The sequence below is a fragment of the Pseudoflavonifractor gallinarum genome (assembly GCF_014982855.1).
Lineage (GTDB): Bacteria > Bacillota > Clostridia > Oscillospirales > Oscillospiraceae > Pseudoflavonifractor_A > Pseudoflavonifractor_A gallinarum.
In genome coordinates this window covers 122,405-141,705 of record NZ_JADCKF010000002.1, presented here as the reverse complement: position 1 = coordinate 141,705, position 19,301 = coordinate 122,405, and the positions used below count along the sequence as shown (strand labels likewise).

Here is a 19,301-nt window from a genome sequence, read left to right as displayed (position 1 = left end):
CTGCGCGCGAATAGGAGGATATATGGAACACACGCTTGATTTCAATCAAAAACTCGGGTTCATCTGCGATATGGACGGTGTTATTTACCACGGCAACCGCATCCTTCCCGGCGTGCCGGAATTTATCCAGTGGCTACACGACGAGAAAAAGGAATATCTCTTTTTGACCAACAACAGCGGCTACACCCCCAAGGAACTACAGCAGAAGCTGGCCCGCATGGGGCTGGACGTCTCAGAGGAGCACTTCTATACCAGCGCTCTGGCCACCGCAGCCTTTCTGAAGGAACAGGCTCCTGGCTGTTCCGCTTTTGTGATTGGCGAGAGCGGCCTCTTTAACGCCCTCTACGATGCGGGTATTACCATGAATGATGTAAACCCAGATTATGTCGTGGTGGGCGAAGGCCGCTCCTATTCCCTGGACACCCTCACCAAGGCCACGAATCTAGTTCTCAACGGTGCCAAACTGATTGGAGCCAACTCCGATGTCTCCGGCCCAATCGAAAACGGAATTGCCCCTGCCTGCCGAGCTCTGGTGGCCCCCATCGAGATGGCCACCGGTATGCAGGCCTACTTCTGCGGAAAGCCCACCCCCCTTATGATGCGCACCGGCTTGCGGATGCTGAACTGCCACTCCGCAGATGCCGTCATGGTGGGCGACCGAATGGATACCGATGTCATCTCCGGCCTAGAGAGCGGCATGTCCACTGTCCTGGTGCTTTCCGGCGTGTCCACACCGGAGACACTGAAGACCTACGCCTATCGTCCCACCGTCGTTCTCAGCGGCGTGATGGAAATCGTTGAGCAGGCCCGTGCCGCCAAATAAGGCTTTCCTTCTCCCACTGCTGGTGGGGTGATACCTTGAAGATGATATTTCCAGAAGGGGTAGTAAGGTTGCGCTTATATTGTCCGCTGTGGCAGCCATAGCGTTGCTCGTTGCACTTGTACCGGGCATTCTGGGTCAGGTCCTCTGCCTCGGGGCCTCCGGCAGTTCGTTGAGAGGTTTTCTCCACGCTGCCTTGTACCAATTTCTTTAGCTGCTTCCTTGATAACTTCCTCGTTTAGCTGTACAATCTTCTCATTATTCCAAACGATATTATTTTAGGTTCTATCTAACGCTGGAACCTATCCATTTTACTAAAGTGCTTTTATTGACCCCCAGTTAAACTGGGGGATTTCATTATACCTATTCGACGCCATAAAAAATCCCTTGAAACCATCTGGCTTCAAGGGATTTTTGGCGCAGCGGGTGGGATTCGAACCCACGTGCGGTTGCCCGCAAACTGATTTTGAGGGGAACAGATGTGATATACTGGCTGCTTATTACCACACCAAACAATTTTATTTATACGAATAAGATAAGGAAAATCGCATTTTCTGCCCCAGTTTATCTACAAATATTTTTCACGATATGGTCTCTCAAAACTCACCGAGTACCATTTGGGCACCATAAATTATGGTGCCCATGATAGATCTTGCTTCAAGCTTGTCTCTCTGGTAATCTAGCTCCACGATTTTAGCCCTTATCTTCGCCAACGATCCTCTAGCATACGAAAGAATGCCATTCAAAAGGCCCACACAATGTCAGGATGATTTGGGGCCGGATTTGAGTCGGAAGAGCACAAATTGTGCTGCCCAGCCGGTAAAGCAACCGCTGATCAGGCCAGAGACCAGAAGGACAGGCAGATACCAGAGAAGCTCCGGCGTACTGGTGATGAAGATGGCCATGGCAATCTGTCCAATATTGTGAAAAACGGCCCCTATCATGCTCATCAGCCACAGGCGCTTGGCAGGCAAAACGGGGAGAATTCCCGCGCAGACGACAAAGCAGAGCAATCCACCGCTCAAACTGTACAGGAGGGTCATCATCTGGCCGGCAAAGAGGCTGCCCAGGAAAATGCGGCTAAGCAGAACCAGCAGGGCCTCCCGCCGTCCAAATAGGACCATGGCCACCAGCGTAATGATATTGGAAAGCCCCATTTTGATGCCGGGAATGGTGGTCAGAGGGGGGATACCCGCCTCAATGACAAAAATAATCAGGGCCACTGCTGTCAAAAGGGACAGCATGGCCAGGCGGTAAGCAGGACGTGTGGACTTCAATGGGCGGCACCTCCAGTCACTGCGTCAAGACCCGATGGGTCTGTGGCAGAAAAGCGGATGGAGAGCCCATTGGGCAGACATACGATGGGTTCCGGGCCGTGCTGCCGCAGCCCTTGATGTACGCATACCTGATCGGGGCAATCGGCGGAAATTACGCCGATACCCTCCGGGGAAATCTGAATGGTGTTTTGTGCCCCCGGTTCTCCCACTACAAAGGTCTCCGTCTCGGTGATGGTATCCAGATCCACCGTCCGAAGAATCTGACCGTTTTGTGAAATGATGGCCACATGCTGTTCGGTTCCCCGCTGCCGCAGGAACCAGAACAGGGCAGCCGCCAAAAGTAACAGAAGGATGCCGCTCATCCACAGAAACTTGCGATTCACTGGATCACCCGGACGGCATCGTCCGTTGTGATCTGGCAGCGCTGTGCCAGGCCAGCAGTGACCAGAATCTGGCCGGAATCGGTCATCAAGATGGCGTCAAACCGGTCCTGATGCGCCTGCCAGAAGGTTTCGGCTTCTTCCGGCCCCATGATGAAAAGGGCGGTGGACAGGGCGTCGGCGAGGGTGCCGTCGGCGCTGACAATGGTGGCGGAGATGATACCGCTGTCAGCGGGATAGCCGGTGCGGGGATCAATGATGTGGTGGTAGGTAACGCCATCCTCCTGGAAATAGCGTTGGTATCCGCCGGAGGTGATGACCGCCTGATCTTCCACCTCCACCACGGCAAAGGTCTGGTCGGGGTTCCGGGGGTCCTGAAGCCCCACCCGCCACAGACTTCCGTCCGGCTTGCGGCCCAGGGTCTGTACATTGCCCCCCAGAGAGACGATGCCGGAGGTGATGCCGGACTGGGCAAATACATCCATGATCTGATCGGAGGTATAGCCCTTTGCGATGCCGCCCAGGTCGATCTCTACCCCCTTGGGCAGGGTGACGGTGTGGCCGGAGAGGGCGACCTGCCTGTAATCCACCCGTGCAAGGAGGGATTGAAGAAGTCCGCCTTCCGGCACCTGATAGTTTTGGGTGGGGAAGCCCCAGGCATCCATCACCGGGCCGATGGTGCAGTCAAAGAGTCCGCCGGTCTCCCGGGAGACCTCCAGCGCCCGCTGGAGTAGGGCGGCGGTCTCATCGGAAAGTTCGCCCTGTCCCGACTGATTGAGAGGAAGGATCTCGCCCGCTTCACTGCTGATGGACAGCAGCTTATCCAACCGCCGGATCTCTTCGGCAGCAGCCTGAAGGGCGGGGTCAGCGTTGGGACCATACGCGGTAAGGGTCATCACGGTGTCCATGGCAAAGAGTTCGGTGCTCTGAGCCTGGGTAGGGTCGATCTCCGCAGCGGTGCTGGGCGTGGCAGAAGGAGCGGCCTGTCCGGCGGAACAGCCGGAGAGCACCAGGGAAAGACAGAGAATCACACAGAGAATCACAGATTTCACACAACGCATCTCCTTTTGGTTAGCAAGAGCTTACCATGGAGGATAGCACAGCGAAAAAGGGCTGTCAAGGTTGGAAATCTCAAAAGAAGGAGTCATCTGCAAATTTTTTACAAAAATATAAAATTTCCATCCGCCGAGGCCGAGTATTTGGAATTGACAACAGAAAAAAAGAGTGGTATGATATATTCGCATCAGTTAGCTATAGCTAACCAAAAGGCATGGTCAGAAATTGTTAAGGGATGATCATGTTTGTTTTTTGCATAAAAGTTAGTTATAGCTAACCAAGGAAGACAGGAGGGATCAAATGTGAAAGAAAAGCGAGTGATCGCGGCGCTGCTGGCAGCGTCCATGCTGGTACCCGGCCAGGCCATGGCCGCCGGGCCGCAGGATTTTTCCGACTTTCCCAGCGACTGGTCTACGGCGGCTTTGGACAGCGCGGTGGACAACGGATTGCTCCGGGGAACCAACGGTAAGATCCAGCCACAGGGCATCCTGACCCGTGGAGAACTGGCGGCCATTGTGAGCCGTGCCTTTGGCGCGAGTATCGAGGCGGATCTGTCGGGCTACGGAGATATGTCCCAAAGCGCCTGGTACTATTCGGACATGGCAAAAGCTGTGGCCATGGGAGTTTTGCAGGGCTCCGGCGGCAAGCTTAATCCCACGGGGGCCATTACCAGAGAAGAAGTGTTCGTGGCTTTGGCCCGTGCCTTCGGTCTGGAGGATGGGACAGCGGGAGATCTGTCCGCCTTTTCCGACAGCGGAGCGGTGTCGTCCTGGGCAGTGTCCGGTGTGGCAGCGCTGACCGCCGGGGGATATGTCAACGGCGCCGACGGGAAGCTTTATCCCAAGCGCAGCATCACCCGTGCGGAATTTGCCCAGGTGATGTATCGTTTGGTGGGGAGCTATGTGGACCAGCCTGGGTCCGTCACCAAAGTGGCAGAGGGCACGGTGATGGTTCGGGGGGACGGTGTGACCCTGCAAGGGGTGACGGTTACCGGCGATTTGATCCTGGCCGACGGCGCGGAGAACGTGGTGCTGGATGGTGTGACCGTAAAAGGCCGCGTTCTGGTGCGTAGCGGCTCCGGTCTGGTGGAAGCCAAGGGGAGTAAAGCGGAGGAAACCGTGGTTTGCTGTCCCGGCGGTGCAGTCACTCTCCAGTCGGCGGACAGTCAGCTGGGTGCGGTGACCGTCAAGGCAGGCAAAGGACTGCGGATGGCCGGCGGCGTGTTTGACTATCTGACCGTCCAAGAAGGTGCGGCCGGTCTGGCGCTGACCGTGGAAAAGGACGCCCACATCAAAGAGGTGGCGGTTTATGCCGCCGGCGCTTCCCTGTCTGGCAAGGGACAGGTGGACAAGGTCTCCGCCTATGCCGACCGTGTAGCAGTTAGCACGCCCGGCACTCAGGTAGTGGCCGGTGCTGGTGTCAACGGCGTGACAGCTGCGGGGGTGGCAGTTGCGGCCGGTCAGACCGGAACCATCAATACCAGCGGCACCGGGGCCACCGTAACAGATAGCAGCATTGACGACGACCGGCCTGGAGGCGGTTCCGGTACGTCACAGACGGTCCATCAGGTCAGCTCCTGGCAAAGTCTGAAGGCGGCGGCCAAGGAAGCAGCAGCGGGAGATATTATCCGTCTCACCTCCAACATCACCGACGCCGGAAGTGATACTAACGTGGTGGACGGGGTGTCCGGTGCGACCCTCGCGCTGAACAAAAACAACCTGACTCTGGATGGCAACGGATACACCATCACTGCCGCTGAGGGAAAGACCTTCTGCTTTGACGTGGACGGCGGCGGAGCGGCGAAAAATACCATCACCGTGGAGAACCTGACGGTGGATGGCGCTTCCTTCTCCGCTAAACTGGGCGGCGGCATCTTTGTGGAGGACGGCGCACAGGCCAGCTTTCGTCGTGTCACAGTGCGCAACAGTAAGGCGGGCAGCGCCAACAGTGCTAACGGCGGCGGCGCGATCTTTGTCAATGACCATGGCAATCCGCCGGTGGTAACCATTTCTGACTGTGTTTTTGAGAACAATCTGGTGGGCGACGGCACCACCGGCCGGGGTGGGGCAATTTATGTCAACAATTTCCGCTCCCAGTCGCCCGTCCAGGTGACCGTTAGCGGTTCCACCTTCAAGGGCAACCGGGCAGCCTATGGCGGCGCCATTGCGGCCGACGGCGTGGTAGCGCTGACGGTAAAGAACTGTACCTTCCAGGGCAACGAGAGCGCCGTGGGAGCGGATGACCTCTACCTTTTCGACGGTATTTCCCAGGGCAAGAAGAATATGACCATCACCTCTCAGGTGACAGCGGTGCTCTCCGGCAATACATATACAAATCCCTCTGACAGTGACAGCGACCTGAAGGGCATGAATGTGATCTTTAGCCGCTACTATCCGGCCGGCTTTGCCGGAACGCCGGGCACCGCGCCCGATGGGGCCAAGGACCTCACTTTTGCCGACGTGGAGCGCACCCAGCTGGCTCAGACAGCGGAGTCCATCGCCATGCAGTCCCTGGAGATCGGCGGCACCACTTACTATTACGGCGTGGCGGCCTATCAGACGGGCGGCTGGAACACCAGCTTTACCGTAAACGGCGCGGCGGTGAAGGCAGAGCGAATCGGGGAGACCAATGTCTACTATTATGCCGAAAAGCCGCTGACCGGTATGGTTTACGGAACTGCCACCCTCTCCTATGGAGACTTCTATGCCGGCGACGTGACCACCACGGAGCACTATGACGCAGTCAGTTCGGCCACCACAAAAAAATATCAGCTCTTCCCCAATGCAGATACCACCGAGCCGGTGGAAGGGGAAGGCTATCAGATCAAGGGTGTGAAAAACGTCCCTGTTCAGGTGGACGGCCAGCAGTACGCTCAGGCCAAGGTGCTGGAGGCGGCAGACGGTCTGAAGGGGCAGGGCGTCTACGAGAAGGCGGCGGCCATCCAGCTCAACATGGAAGCGGGCACCGCGCCTGCCTGGTATAAGGTGCTGAGTAAGGACGGCAGTTATGGGGCAATGCAGGCGGCCACCGCCGTGACGGTAAGCGACGCCGTGGCCGAACTGAGCACCAGCTCTAACTGGGGTCAGTATCTCCTCACCGTGACCGAGACTAGCACAAAGTATCTGCGCCGCGACCGGGAGCAGGAGTGGCCAGTGGGAGCCAACATCCAGGGCATCATTGTAGAGGCGGAAAAGGACGGCCAGACCATCCGGGTGGGCATGGAGCATCTGCAAAATATGTGGGTGCAGGTCTATGAGCTGGGCTTCGATGTGTCGGGCGAGGATGACAATGTAGCGGCCACCGCAGCGCTGGAGGGGGCCGTTATCCGCAAAGTCACCTATATCGTGCCCGAGCAGGTCTATGTCTTCACCTTTGCCGACGGGGTCTATGTAAAGCCCCAGTATCAGAACGCGGACTTGAAGGCGGCTTTTTCGGCGGATGAGAAATACATTACCATTTCGGGCATTCCTGCCGGGCTGGAAGGAGCTACGGTCAGTGTCTATCGGAATCTGGGGCACGGAAAAAAGGCGGTTCTGGTGACCAATGCCGCACCTGACCAGAACGGCAGGGTGGCGCTGGATGAGGGCGCACAGGTCACATCCAACACCACCTATACCGTCCAGGTGAGCAGCTCCAACTATGCCGACCTCTCCACCACGGTTACCTCGGCGGATAGTCGTCTGGAAGCTCCAGCGGTGGAAAAAGTGGTCTATGTGGACGACAATATGCTCTATGATCCCTGCTACCGGATGTCCTTTACCGGTACGGAGGAAGAGGCACTGAGAGCCTATTTGCAGCAAGAAACCCTCTCTGTGACGGTGGACGGCCAGAAGTTGACCAAAACCGTGCCGGGCTTCTCCGGGGATCGGCAGTCCTTCCGGGTGGCCGATCATGAGCAGTACGGCTACCCGGCTTATCTGGAGTTTACCGCCGACTGCTTTGCGTCTGCCGGCGATCACACCGTGGTGATTGCGGCTGAGGGCTATCAGGAACGGAGCTATGTCTACCATGTGGACGGCGTGGAGACCACCGGAACGGTCAGCGGACAAGCGGATGTGTCTCCCTTCGGTTACAACGCCAAGGTAACGGTGACCTATGATAAGGTGACGGGACGCATTGTGTCTGTCACGGATAACGGCACTCAGCCCGGAAGCAATCAGAGCTTTTGGGAGAAGGCGGTGGGTATCTTTGAAAGCCTGACCGGCAAGACGGCTTCGGAAGTGGACGAAGTAGACGGCGTATCCGGCGCCACGGTTTCCAGTAAAGCCATCAAAGAAGCGGTCAAGGCCGCCATGGACAACGTGACCCTTCCCGCACTGGCCGACGGCGTGTGGTACGGCACCGGTTCCTGGAGCCGCTACTATGCCGCTCGTCCGGACAGCGGCGCCATCCCCCGGGGCGAAGACAAAGTGGGACCCAATGTGGTCAAGGTGACCATTGAACAGGGCCTCATCCAGCAGGTGGAGACGGTGAAGTACACCGACGACGATAAGTACGACTGGGGTCTTGCGGTGCTGAAGGCGGTGCCGGGCCATCAGGATCTCTCCCACATCAAAGTCCAGCTGAACAGCAAGAGTGGAGAGATATATGACGCGGTGTCCGCTGCTACTGAGACGGCGGTTGGCCAGCTCAGCGCCATTGAAAATGCCCTGGAGCGTGCCCGGCAGTATACCCTGGACGGCAAGGAGCAGTCTGTGGCCTGGATGGAACTGAGTGCCCGGCCTGCTGATACTGTCTATGAGGGCGACGCGATGGACCTCAAGAGTGTATCCATAAAGCTGCACCTAACCGATGGGAGCGAAAAGATCTGCACCTTTGAGGAACTGGCGGGATACGGCGTCACCTCGGATTGGGCAGACGGGGAGAAGGTATCCAGCGACGATCCCCGGGTCAACGGGATGTCCTTCCTGGTGAACTTCATTCAGGAACAGGGTCGCATCAGTATCCCCGCCCCTGTTTCCATCGTGCAGAAGAGTACTTACCGGATGCCCACCCATATTGTGGTCACCTATACCAACGCTCAGACCGAGGAAATCGCACTCAATGAAAACAGCTTCCGCTATGGGCTGAAGACCTCCAACGGCATTGAGAAGATGGAGCTTTACGACGGCAGCGAAAAGCTGGCTGACGCGGTCTTTAATCCCGATTACAACGAATGGGAGTTCGAGCTGGGGAGTATCCCGGCGGGCGAAGGCTACACCGGCTGGAAGTTTGAAACCTACTTTGTGGAGGTGGACAGTAGCGAGGATCAATCTCCCGTGGCGTCCTTTACCCTGGACTATGACCAGATTGCCCGCTCTTACAGCGTGGGCGATGTTCTTGACCTTTCCAAGCTGGAAGTGGAGCTCCAGACCCAGCAGGGCAGCAACCAGCGGCTGAGCGGCTGGGATACCATGGTGGCCCGGGGCTTTACCGCCGCACCGGCTAATGGCTACACCTTCACAGAGGAAGATGTAGGCGAAAAGCAGATCCGCATCTCCATTAACGGCCTGGAGCGGTCCTTCACGGTGCAGGTTTCCAACTATGCCACCATGATCCCGGCCAAAATCGAGATCTACGATGCCCAGAGTGGCCAGCTGCTCCAGACGGTGGCAGTAGACCGGCAGGCGTGGGAGAGCAACAAGAGCTGGCTGATGATTCGTGGGGTAGAGCTGCCCAATCAGTATAAAAACTGGAACACCGATACCTTTAGGGTAAAGGTGTATAACCAGTCCGGAGAGGCACTCCAGGACTATGAGGTGAGCAGTGAATGGGGCGGCATGGATCTGAAGATCGACTTCCCGAACTATACTGAATACGGTGCGCACGGCTATGTCCGGCTGATCCTGGACTTTGTGGAGAGCGAACCGGAACCTACGCCTACGGAAACGGTGCAGGGAGAAGCCGAGGTTTCTTTTGGTTATACGGCCAAGGTGATAGTGGAATATGACCCCGCCACGGGACGCATCGTATCTGTCACCGACAACGGTACCCAGCCCGGCAGCACCAATCAGAGCTTTTGGGATAAGGCGGTTGGTCTGTTTGAAAGCCTGAGCGGCAAGACGGCTTCGGAAGTGGATGCCGTGGATGGCGTGTCCGGCGCTACTGTTTCCAGTAATGCCATCAAGGAAGCGGTCAAGGGGGCGCTGGAAAGTACCGCCCAGCCTGTGGTGGTGACCCGGACCAGCGATGCCTATGCAGTGGGTTCCTTTGGCTATGAGGTGACTGCCACCGTATCTGCAAATGACGGCGTCATCAGCGACATCACCTGGTCCCATAACGACGGGGGCAGTATGAGCCATTGGACAGAGCTGTTTACAGCTGGGGCGACTGATTTTTTCGTCCCATCCTCGGACTGGGCCGGGGAGAAGCAATTGCATTCCTGGATGGTATGAAGCTGACCCCGGATAACGGGGAAAACAACATAGACGCAGTGTCCGGCGCCACCTATACTTCAGCGGCGGTGCGGGATGCCATCCGGGATGCTTACCAGCAGATTCTGGAGGCGGAGGGGACGGCACTGCCCCCCTCCGCCCCGGTGCTGGCAGGGGAAGACCATCGCACCCAGCTGCTTTACGCCGCGACCCAGAACGCGGCACTGACCGTTTCCGCTGAGGAGGGGACCCAGGTGTGGTATACCACCGACGGAACCGACCCTGTCCCCGGTGCGGGAAGCGCGCAGAAGGCAGAAGGACAGATTTTGATCGTTCCCACCGGAAACCTGGACCATACCGTTACCGTGAAAGCGGTCTGCCAGCGGGATGGGCAGGTATCCGGCGTGACCGAAACCACCGTGACCTTTGCAGCAGTTCCCGCCGCGGGAAGCGGCATCCAGGTCTTTGAGGGCAGCGCCCTTTGTCCCGGCCGTGTGGGGACTCCTTACCAGGTGCTGGTCCGCGTGACCACCCTGAACGGCGTCATTCAGAAGATTGAGGACAACGGCACCCGTGCCGGAGATGTCCGGGATGAGGTTTATTGGAACATGGTCTATCGGGGAGACGGTTCGGGAAAAAACATTTCCGCAAAGCTGGCGGGGATGACCCTGGAAACGTTGCTGAGCGCAAGGACCACGCCCAATGAAGCGGGGTACAACACAGATGCAGTATCCGGGGCCACCATTTCCAGTGATGCGGTCAAGTATGCGGCGGTGGATGCGCTGCGCCGCGCTCCGGTCTCCTCGGAAGAGGCATCGGTAATGCCGCCCCAGCTCACGCCGCTTTGGGGATACACTGTCACCAGCAACACCAGTTATGCCAGCCTCTATCTGAAAGCAGAGAGCGCACAGGGTACGGTGATCCGCTACACCACCGACGGCAGTGAACCCACACTGGAGAGCCAGACGCCTTTTGGCAAGGAAATTTCGGTTTCTTATGACGCCAAAAACCACCCGGAAGGCCAGATGATTCCCGTCAAATGCGCCGCTTTTGATGAGAAAGGCCAGAAGAGCACGGTAGTCACCACCTGGCTGGTCTTTGCTGCGCCCCGTACCGATCTTCCCTATGCCACCGGCACCTATACCGGTACAGCCCATGGCGTTACCGCCCAGGTCAAAGTGGCGGCCGACTACGGCAGTGCCCCCATTGTACAGCTCATCACGCTGGACGAGGAGACCGCAGCTCAGGGCGGGTCCTGCTTGCCGGAGCTACTGGCCAGAGTGTATCTGGCCCAGTCGGCCCAGGTGGAGCTTGTGGACGAGGGAGACCAAGGCCTTCAGCAGACCGTGCTGGACAGCATTCGCAATGCCTTGAGTCAGGCGGTGCGGGCCCCTGAGCCTGTCTGCACGGTGACGCCTGCGCTGGAGAAGTACAGCGATTTTTATGGACCGTATGAGTTTGACGCGCCACCTTCCATCACCCTGACCAGTACCGCGCCGGGGGCGGAGATCTATTACCGTATCTCGGACGAATCCCAGAGCAGTTCTCCCGACGTGTCTCAGTGGACCCGCTATGAAGGGGCCATTACCCCCATCTTTACCAAATTGAACGGTGGCTATGTTTATCTGGATGCGGCGGTAACGATGGACGGCGGCAAGACCTGGTCGGCGGTACGGGACATGGTCATTGAGTACGCGGCACGCCGGGCGGAAAACGCCTTTGTGGTGGACGGACAGAACTTTTCCAGCTTTGCTCAGGCTGCGGCGGCAGTCAAAGCGGGCGGCACCATTTACATCAACGAAAATGTGACCCTGCACGGTGCGGAAAAAATGCCTGACGTTGCCTGTACCATCCGCTCGGCGGAGGGAAAACAGTATCAGTTCACATCGGACCAGCCCCTGGAGCTGAGGGCCGATCTCACCGTATCCCATATTGACTGGCGGGCGGAGACCTATGCCAACGGCCACAATTTTACGGCCGGGGAAGGTGTCTATCAGAACGACTGGTGGTTTGGGAGCACGGCGATTTATGCCGGGTCCAGAACGGGAGAAGCCACGGGAGACAGCATGATCCATATCTCTTCCGGGCAATTCGAAATCCACGGCAGCGGCGGCAGTGATACGGTGCTCAACGGGAGTACGGAGATCCATGTGGACGGCACTGCCAGCGTGACGGTGAACGGCACGGCCCAGTATGCCCGGGTGACGGGGACGGTCTCCATCACGGTAGAGGGCGACGCGGGTATGCTGCTGGGACTGCGTGGCAGGAGATACAGCGGCCAGATCGACGGTGGCCTGACTGTGCAAATCATCGGAAGCCCCAGATTCCCTACCTATGGCGGTAGCTTCGAGGCCGTGGAGTACGGCGACGAGGCCTGGGGTACATTGGACCTGAGCCAGGCGGGGGAAGGCGTGGACGCCAGCCGATTCACCGGCTTTGAAACGGTGATTACCCCGTAATCTCCTCCTAAGCGTTCCATTCTGGGACAGATAATATGTGATATGCTCCCCCTATGAGAGATAGTGGAATCAACCATTGTCAAACATAGGGGGAGCATTGTTATGCCTCATGTATCTAAGCGGCGATCACCCCAAACTATCTGTCGTACGGACACCCGCAAATTCCACGGCAATCCCCCAAAGTCAAATTGATAACTGGGGCATAAAAAACGGGCGCAGCCTTGGACGGCGGAGGGGGGCGGAGATGTCGCTAGCCACACCAATGTCTCCTCAGCTGCGCCTGTTTTCTTTAATTTACTATATGACAAGGAACATGAAACCCCAAGGGCCTGATCAACTATGAAATATGCCGCAATTTTACGCATATTCTGATCACGGATGGGATTGATCTGGATTCCAACATCACGCCGCTGTGCGGTGAGATTAGGAGGGTAGCCAAGACCAGCACGGTCCGAAATCTGTCCTATGCGCTGGCCGAGATGGGCAAGAAGGTCTTGGTAGTTGACTTTGACCCCCAGTATAACCTCACCACCAGTTTCGGTGTCCTGCCGACCCAGGCGCCCTATAATACCGGGACTCTTATCACCAATCTGCTTCTGGACGAATCTCTGCCGGATACCAACGAGTTCATCCAGAAAATCGGCTCTGTGGACTTGATCCCTTCCAGCCGATCTCTCACCGTTGCGGAGGCAAATCTGCTGATGACGCCGGACAGCAATGACTACCTGGCCGCTCTGCTGAGCCCTCTGCGGCTGTCCTACGATTACATTATCGTGGACACCAACCCCTCTCTTGGCTCGTTGACCATCAACGCTTTAACGGCTGCCGACGAGGTAATCATCCCGATTGACCCGGAACTGTTCGCTCTGACCGGTTTGCAGGCGTTGGTGGACACCATCAAGAAAATCAAGCGGAAATTAAATCCCAGCATTGAGATCGGCGGTATCCTGTTCACCAAATGCAACAAGCGGACGAACCTGTATGGGTGCCATCTGGGTTCCCATTGAGTATTACCGCCAATTCATGTATGAAACTTTCCAGACCAGCGGATATGAAAAGGTCATCGAGGGCGGCGACAACCGGCACCGCATTGACATTGAGTAATGGGCGACACCATCTCTCAGGGAATGAAGGACGAAATTGGCCTGGCTACTTTTCTGCAACTCCCGATTCTCTATGTATCCGATGATATGCGAAAGGCTATCCGGCGTGGCGATCTGTTCTATGCAGACCTGAACCCGGTGGTCGGCTCCGAGCAAGGCGGCATCCGCCCTGTCCTTGTTATCCAAAATGATGTGGGGAATCACTTTAGTCCTACCGTTGTTGCAGCAGCCATCACCAGCAGAAAAGCGAAGAACAGTCTGCCTACCCATATCCTACTTGAGAATGTGCCGGGGCTTGCGCCTACCTCTCTGCTTCTGTTGGAACAACTGCGGACAATAGACCGGAAGCGGCTCCGTGGTTACATTGGGCGTATCAGTAAAGAAAAAATGCTGGAGGTCGATGCAGCCCTGGCAATCAGCATCGGCATAGGATACCCCAACGAAAGGAGGACTCACAATGTACGAAAATGACGGTGGTTTGCTCTCTCCCAGAGATGCCTACCGATTGATGTTGAAAGATTACCCCGATGTGATGGACATTGGACAGATGTGTGAGGCCCTTGGGGTAAGCACAAAAACAGGATACAAACTGCTCAAAGATGGGAAAATCGAATATTTGAAAATCGGACGGGCTTATCGTATCCCCAAAGCCCACATTCTGCGTTATTTGAAAATCACCTGCTCCACTTTTGCGGAGTAGCAGGCTATGGTGTCGATCTTCACCGGATAGACGCAGAAAGTTAACAATTCTGACGCGGATTTACCTGGAGTTTTGTTCTGTCCGATGATACAATAAAGGTGTCATTGGTAGGTGAACTCAATACCGCAAAAGGAGGAACAGATCAGTATGCCAGCGGTACACCTGCAAGAAAACAGCAAACTAATCTCCGGCCATGTGGCCGAGAAAAAAGGGTATCTCTATTGGGTTCTAAACCTTACCGATGAGAACGGTAAGAGAAAGCCCAAATGGATTCCCACCCATAAGAAAGTCAAGGGCAATAAGACCTGGGCAAACAATATGCTTCCCACCATCCGAAAAGAATGGACGGAAAAGCTGCTTCAGGAGGCTACGGCCTCACAGCAGTCGGCTTCTCCGTCTGGCCCGTCATCCGCAGCGATTTCCTTTGTGGATTTCCTGTATCAGTGGCTTGAGTACAAGTACAAGTCTGCTACCGGACGGGTGATGGACAGCAAGCCCATCGAACTCTCGACCTATTCGGGATACGAACAACAGCTCAACAACCCCATCGCCCCGTATTTCCGAGAGCATCCTGTCGCCCTTTGTGACCTTACCAAACAAGATATTCTCGCTTTTTATGAGAAAGAATTGGAACGGGTCAAGCCGACCACCGTTAAACATTACCACGCTCTGATTCATGGGGCGTTGAATTATGCGGTTGACAAAAATCTGATTCCAAGCAATCCGGCTGACCGGATTATCATTTCCAAGCCTGAACCCTTCAAGGGTGACTACTACCTGGATTCGGAAGTCCTGAATCTGTTTGAAGTCATCAAGGGGCATAAGATCGAACTGGTAGTTCTTCTGACTGCTTTTTACGGCCTGCGCCGCAGTGAGGTTATCGGTCTGAAATGGAGTGCCTTTGACTTCAACCATAACTGCTTCTCCATCCGGCATACGGTAACAACTTGCAATGTAAAGGGAGAACGTGTCACGATTAAGAAGGACAAGGCAAAGAACAAATCCAGTCTGCGGACTTATCCGTTGATTTCTTTTTTGAAAGAGCGGTTGCTGGAGGCCAAGAAGCAGCAGGAAGAAAATCGCAAGCTGTGCGGGCGCGCCTACAACAAAGAATATCTGGGATATGTCTGTGTCGATGTGATCGGCAATCTTATTAAACCCAACTATGTGTCCTCGACCTTTGGGAAGTTACTTGCCAAGAACAATTTACGGCACATTCGTTTTCACGATCTTCGCCATACCTGTGCCTCGCTTTTGCTGGCCAACGGTGTCCCGATGGAACAGGTAAAGGAGTGGCTGGGACACAGTGAGATCTCAACAACGGTGGATATTTACGGGCATCTGCAATATGCCACGAAAAAACAATCCGCCGCAGCCATTGAGCAGGACATTGTGGCGCCCATGCTGCAAAACCTATCGGCGGTTTCTCCATAAAAAGGAAAGAGGTCTACCAGCTTTTCGCTGGCAGACCTCATGGCGGAGATGGAGAGATTCGAACTCTCGCGCCGGTTTTGAGCCGACCTACCGCATTTCGAGTGCGGACCCTTCAACCGCTTGGGTACATCTCCAAATTTATGTTATATCCTTCTTCCCGATCCGCCGACCAATTCAGCCGGTGGAAATCTGGAAGAACAACAGGATAGAACAAGCAACAATATTCAATTTGAACTCGACTGGAACCCGCATGGTTCCAAGGGTTTCAGCCGTTTGGCACTCCGCATAGGAAACCTGATTTCGAATCATTACACCAACTTGGATGATGACGGTAAATCAGGGACGATAGCGGTAACTACGGAACCCCAAAACATACCTCTCAAAGTGGGCGTCAGATGGCTGCTCTCATTATAGCCATTTTCCCGCAAAATTCAAGCCGTGGAAATCGGGAAGAACAGCAGGATAGAACAGACCCCAATTCACGATTTGAACTTGCCCGCAAACCCGCATGGTTACTGGCTTTTCGGCAGTTCGGACTTCCAAAGTGAAAACATGATTTCGAGTCAGCCCCGTTATGACCACTTCGATACCGCTGCATATTCGATTTCCCTGCCCGTACAGGCAGATTCCTCCGGACCGCTCTGTCCGGAATCTTTAATAGGATACCCTATTTTTATTTACTTGTCAATATTGCAGAGGAAAGTAAAATAGTCTATAATCAGTCTAATAACGGTTCTGAGGTGTATGATGGAAGTTCATATTCTGGTCTCTGCCTCCTCTTCCGGCGCGGAGAACTACGAGGCCGCAGTCCTTGCCGCCGGAGGAATCCCGCACGCCGCCTACTGCCCCGCCGACCGTACCGAGTACGACGGTCTCCTGCTGTGCGGCGGCGGAGATATCGACCCCTGCCGTTTTGGGCAGGAAAACTGGGCCAGCAGTGAGATCGATCCCCAGCGGGACGCATCGGAGCTGGCGCTGGCCGCCTCCTATCTGGCCGCCGGAAAGCCGGTGCTGGGGATCTGCCGCGGACTCCAGATCCTGAATGTGGCTCTGGGGGGCACCCTCTTGCAGGACATCGGCTCCACCCAGGTGTGCTTCCACACCCATGCCCCGGGGAGCTCTGAGGATAAGGTCCACGCCGTCCACGCGGAGGAGGGCTCCCTTCTGGAGCGGTGGTATGGCCCGGTGTTTTCCGTCAACAGCGCCCATCACCAGGCGCTGGACCGCATCGGGGAGGGACTCACCGTCACCGCCCGCTCGGAGTCCGGTCTGGTGGAGGCGGTGGAGCACACGGCCCTGCCCCTTCTCGCCCTGCAATATCATCCCGAGCGCATGACCGGCGCCCACCGGCGGATGGATACCGTGGACGGCGCGCCGGTGTTTCAGTGGCTGATCGAACAATGCCGCAATCGTTTGGAAGGACGTTGAGAGAGGATCATCATGAAGGAATTAAGACAGCGCATTCTGGAAGAAGCCCAGGTGGGCGAGGGAGACATTATCCACGTGGATATGTTTCTCAATCACTGCATGGATGTGGAGCTCATTGAACGGGCCGGGACTGAGCTTGCCCGCCGCTTCAAGGGCGACAAGATCACCAAGGTCCTGACGGTGGAGAGCTCCGGCATTGCCCTGGCCTGCTTTGTGGGCCGGGCGCTGCGGGTCCCGGTCATCTACGCCAAGAAATTTCAGACCGGCTACATCGATCCCAATGTCTACACCGCGGAGACCCACTCCTTTTCGCTGGAGAAATCCTACACCATCCGGGTGTCCAAGAAATACCTGGAGGAGGACGACGTGGTCCTGGTGGTGGACGACATCCTCTCCAACGGGCAGTCCACCCTGGCCCTGCTGGAGCTGGTCTCCAAGGCCGGGGGCGAGGTGGCCGGCGTAGCCGTGGCCATCGAAAAGGCCATGCGCGAGGGCGGAAAGGTCCTGCGCCGCATGGGCGTCCGGGTGGAAGCTCTGGAGACTGTGGAGGGCGTGGAGGACGGCCGGATCATCCTGGCCTGATCTCCTTCCCCGGTTCATACCGATCCGCTACGATCCCTCTTCCCGCTTCTGCGGGAGAGAGGGATCTTTTTTTGTCCCGTCCTCCCCTTCCCGGCGGTTTTTGGCCCCCCACAGGCTGCCCAGCCAGAACAGCAGCGGAGGCAATCCGCCGGCCAGGAAGGCCATGAGGTAAAACTCCCATCCCCCCTCTCCCCACCAGATGCCGCCCATGAGTCCGAGGAGCACGAACAGAAAGGAGGGGAAGGCCAGCGGCACCGCCAGCATGAGGGCATAGTAGGAGAGCGTGAGCCATTCCAGATCGGCCCCTACCAGGACCAGGGCCTCCCAGGCCCAGGCCACCAGCATAGGGGCCACCAGTGACCAGAGGGCAGCCCAGATGGAGCGGGGCGGCTCCCACCGCTGTTTCCGGGCCACCCAGGCCCCCGCCAGCGCGTAGGCGAGCATCAGACAGGCGTCAAATGCGATCGCGATCCACCAGGCCGCCTCCGTCGTCTCCAGAAGCTCCACCCATCCCACGAAGAGAAGCAAGCCCAGCGGAGCACTCACCACCGAAATGAGAAAATGGTTTAAGGCAAAGGCGCAAAAACGCCGGGTCTGTGTGGTCCTCAGCTTCCCCTGATTCATATTCCGTCCCTCCTGTCCGGCTGTCTCATTCCTCGGGCACGTACTCCAGAATATCCCCCGGCTGGCAGTCCAGGGCCTTACAGATGGCCTCCAGGGTCGTGAAGCGCACCGCCTTGGCGTGGTTGTTTTTCAGGATGGAGAGATTGGCCAGCGTCAGATCCACCCGGGCGGCCAGCTCGCTCAGGCTCATTTTGCGCCGGGCCATCATCACATCCAGATTGACTACGATGGGCACGCAATCCCCTCCTCATATGGTCAGATCGTTCTCTTCCTTCAGCTCGGCCGCCTGCCGGACCAGGGCCGACAGGATCAGGCAGAGCAGCCCCGCCATGAAAAACACGGGGATGAAGAGGGTGTTGTAGGTGAACAGCGGCCCGATGCTCCCATAGTGGAAGAGCCCCCACACCGTCCGCAGAAGGGCCGCGCCCGAGATGAGGAAGCAGCACACCGCCGCCCGCCCCATGTTGGCCGCGTTGCCCCGGGTAAAGGTCTCCCCCCGCAGGACAGTGTCCAGCACCCGCCGCCCCTGCCACAGGATGACGGCGGTACACACGCCGCAGAAGAAGAGAAAGAGGGCCAGGACCTGGGCATACCGCTCTCCAAACTGCCAGATCTCCCACCAGGAGGCCAGAAAATAGCCGGTCAGCCGCAGAACGATCTCCGCCGCTCCCTCCCCCTGCATGGAGAAATAGGAGATTCCCCCGGTCAGCTCCCCCAGTCCCCGCAGCCGGGCCAGCCCGGCCAGCAGGGGAAGGACCAGCAGATTACATACAAAGGTGATGCTCACCAATCGTTTCAGGATCCGGGCCAGCTTTTCCACGTCCATCTTCCATACCTCCTCGTCTCTCTCCGGGCGCCTGCTTCCGCACCCCGCTCTCCCCTCTCTTTTTTCTGATTATAGCGCCGCACTTATTGAAAGTCAATTTATTTTTATTGTTTTTCAATAAACAATAGCGTACAAGAAGTCCCCGGGAGTACTCCCGGGGATTTCAGCTACCGCTACTATTTACTCCGGCACTCTTTGCCGCAAACGCCTCGCAGAGTTCCGCCGTTCGCAGACGGCGGAAGAGGGTCAAAGTGTGTTT

General features: G+C 56.8%; 16 protein-coding genes and 1 tRNA gene. 10 read left to right on the top strand and 7 right to left on the bottom strand.

Annotated elements, in window-relative coordinates; all coding sequences use genetic code 11:
* The first annotated feature begins 70 nt into the window (after positions 1 to 70).
* Entirely contained in the window at positions 71 to 823 is a 753-nt protein-coding gene (locus INF37_RS02675; RefSeq protein ID WP_193536479.1) for an HAD-IIA family hydrolase, read from the top strand.
* A 758-nt stretch (positions 824 to 1,581) separates the two neighbouring features.
* Here INF37_RS02675 and INF37_RS02670 read toward each other — a convergent pair.
* From INF37_RS02670 to INF37_RS02660, 3 genes are read right to left on the bottom strand one after another with little or no spacing between them, the layout of a single operon-like run.
* Positions 1,582 to 2,097: a Gx transporter family protein gene (locus tag INF37_RS02670; protein ID WP_235964162.1), complete on the bottom strand. Its 516-nt coding sequence runs from the start codon at positions 2,095 to 2,097 to the stop codon at positions 1,582 to 1,584.
* Complete coding sequence (locus INF37_RS02665) at positions 2,094 to 2,480, bottom strand: NusG domain II-containing protein (protein ID WP_193536259.1); 387 nt, start codon at positions 2,478 to 2,480, stop codon at positions 2,094 to 2,096. The genes INF37_RS02670 and INF37_RS02665 overlap by 4 nt, the downstream gene beginning before the upstream one ends.
* Entirely contained in the window at positions 2,477 to 3,529 is a 1,053-nt protein-coding gene (locus INF37_RS02660) for an FAD:protein FMN transferase (protein WP_328821008.1), read from the bottom strand. Before INF37_RS02660 ends, INF37_RS02665 begins: the two co-directional genes overlap by 4 nt.
* 306 nt (positions 3,530 to 3,835) lie before the next feature.
* On the opposite strand from INF37_RS02660, the gene INF37_RS02655 reads away from it, so the two are divergent.
* From INF37_RS02655 to INF37_RS02630, 7 genes are all read left to right on the top strand, one after another.
* Positions 3,836 to 9,907: an S-layer homology domain-containing protein gene (locus INF37_RS02655; RefSeq protein ID WP_193536255.1), complete on the top strand. Its 6,072-nt coding sequence runs from the start codon at positions 3,836 to 3,838 to the stop codon at positions 9,905 to 9,907.
* Complete coding sequence (locus INF37_RS02650; RefSeq protein ID WP_193536253.1) at positions 9,904 to 12,345, top strand: FN3 associated domain-containing protein; 2,442 nt, start codon at positions 9,904 to 9,906, stop codon at positions 12,343 to 12,345. The genes INF37_RS02655 and INF37_RS02650 overlap by 4 nt, the downstream gene beginning before the upstream one ends.
* 329 nt (positions 12,346 to 12,674) lie before the next feature.
* Positions 12,675 to 13,352, top strand: a complete 678-nt coding sequence (locus INF37_RS02645) for a ParA family protein (protein WP_328821018.1) — start codon at positions 12,675 to 12,677, stop codon at positions 13,350 to 13,352.
* Positions 13,327 to 13,449 carry a hypothetical protein gene (locus INF37_RS15835; RefSeq protein ID WP_268960677.1) on the top strand — a complete coding sequence of 41 codons (123 nt, stop codon included), beginning with the start codon at positions 13,327 to 13,329 and terminating at the stop codon, positions 13,447 to 13,449. The genes INF37_RS02645 and INF37_RS15835 overlap by 26 nt, the downstream gene beginning before the upstream one ends.
* Positions 13,450 to 13,535: 86 nt before the next feature.
* Entirely contained in the window at positions 13,536 to 13,919 is a 384-nt protein-coding gene (locus INF37_RS02640) for a type II toxin-antitoxin system PemK/MazF family toxin (RefSeq protein WP_193536475.1), read from the top strand.
* Complete coding sequence (locus INF37_RS02635; RefSeq protein WP_006354177.1) at positions 13,906 to 14,148, top strand: helix-turn-helix domain-containing protein; 243 nt, start codon at positions 13,906 to 13,908, stop codon at positions 14,146 to 14,148. The genes INF37_RS02640 and INF37_RS02635 overlap by 14 nt, the downstream gene beginning before the upstream one ends.
* Positions 14,149 to 14,295: 147 nt before the next feature.
* Positions 14,296 to 15,582: a tyrosine-type recombinase/integrase gene (locus tag INF37_RS02630; RefSeq protein ID WP_207730424.1), complete on the top strand. Its 1,287-nt coding sequence runs from the start codon at positions 14,296 to 14,298 to the stop codon at positions 15,580 to 15,582.
* Between the two features lie 40 nt (positions 15,583 to 15,622).
* On the opposite strand, the gene INF37_RS02625 is transcribed toward INF37_RS02630, so the two are convergent.
* Positions 15,623 to 15,716, bottom strand: a tRNA-Ser gene (locus INF37_RS02625).
* A 613-nt stretch (positions 15,717 to 16,329) separates the two neighbouring features.
* On the opposite strand from INF37_RS02625, the gene INF37_RS02620 reads away from it, so the two are divergent.
* Together INF37_RS02620 and INF37_RS02615 are read left to right on the top strand one after the other, a co-directional pair.
* Complete coding sequence (locus tag INF37_RS02620; protein ID WP_193536249.1) at positions 16,330 to 17,010, top strand: gamma-glutamyl-gamma-aminobutyrate hydrolase family protein; 681 nt, start codon at positions 16,330 to 16,332, stop codon at positions 17,008 to 17,010.
* 12 nt (positions 17,011 to 17,022) lie between these two features.
* A complete protein-coding gene (locus INF37_RS02615) occupies positions 17,023 to 17,592 on the top strand; it encodes a xanthine phosphoribosyltransferase (protein WP_101693711.1) in 570 nt (189 codons plus the stop codon).
* Positions 17,593 to 17,619: 27 nt separating this feature from the next.
* Here INF37_RS02615 and INF37_RS02610 read toward each other — a convergent pair whose 3' ends face one another.
* The 3 genes from INF37_RS02610 to INF37_RS02600 are packed head-to-tail and all read right to left on the bottom strand — an operon-like array spanning position 17,620 to position 19,042.
* On the bottom strand, positions 17,620 to 18,216 hold the full coding sequence (locus INF37_RS02610) for a hypothetical protein (protein ID WP_193536247.1): 597 nt from the start codon (positions 18,214 to 18,216) through the stop codon (positions 17,620 to 17,622).
* Between the two features lie 25 nt (positions 18,217 to 18,241).
* Entirely contained in the window at positions 18,242 to 18,451 is a 210-nt protein-coding gene (locus tag INF37_RS02605; RefSeq protein ID WP_101693713.1) for a helix-turn-helix domain-containing protein, read from the bottom strand.
* Positions 18,452 to 18,463: 12 nt separating this feature from the next.
* Positions 18,464 to 19,042 carry a DUF2975 domain-containing protein gene (locus INF37_RS02600; RefSeq protein WP_186962897.1) on the bottom strand — a complete coding sequence of 193 codons (579 nt, stop codon included), beginning with the start codon at positions 19,040 to 19,042 and terminating at the stop codon, positions 18,464 to 18,466.
* Positions 19,043 to 19,301: the final 259 nt, after the last annotated feature.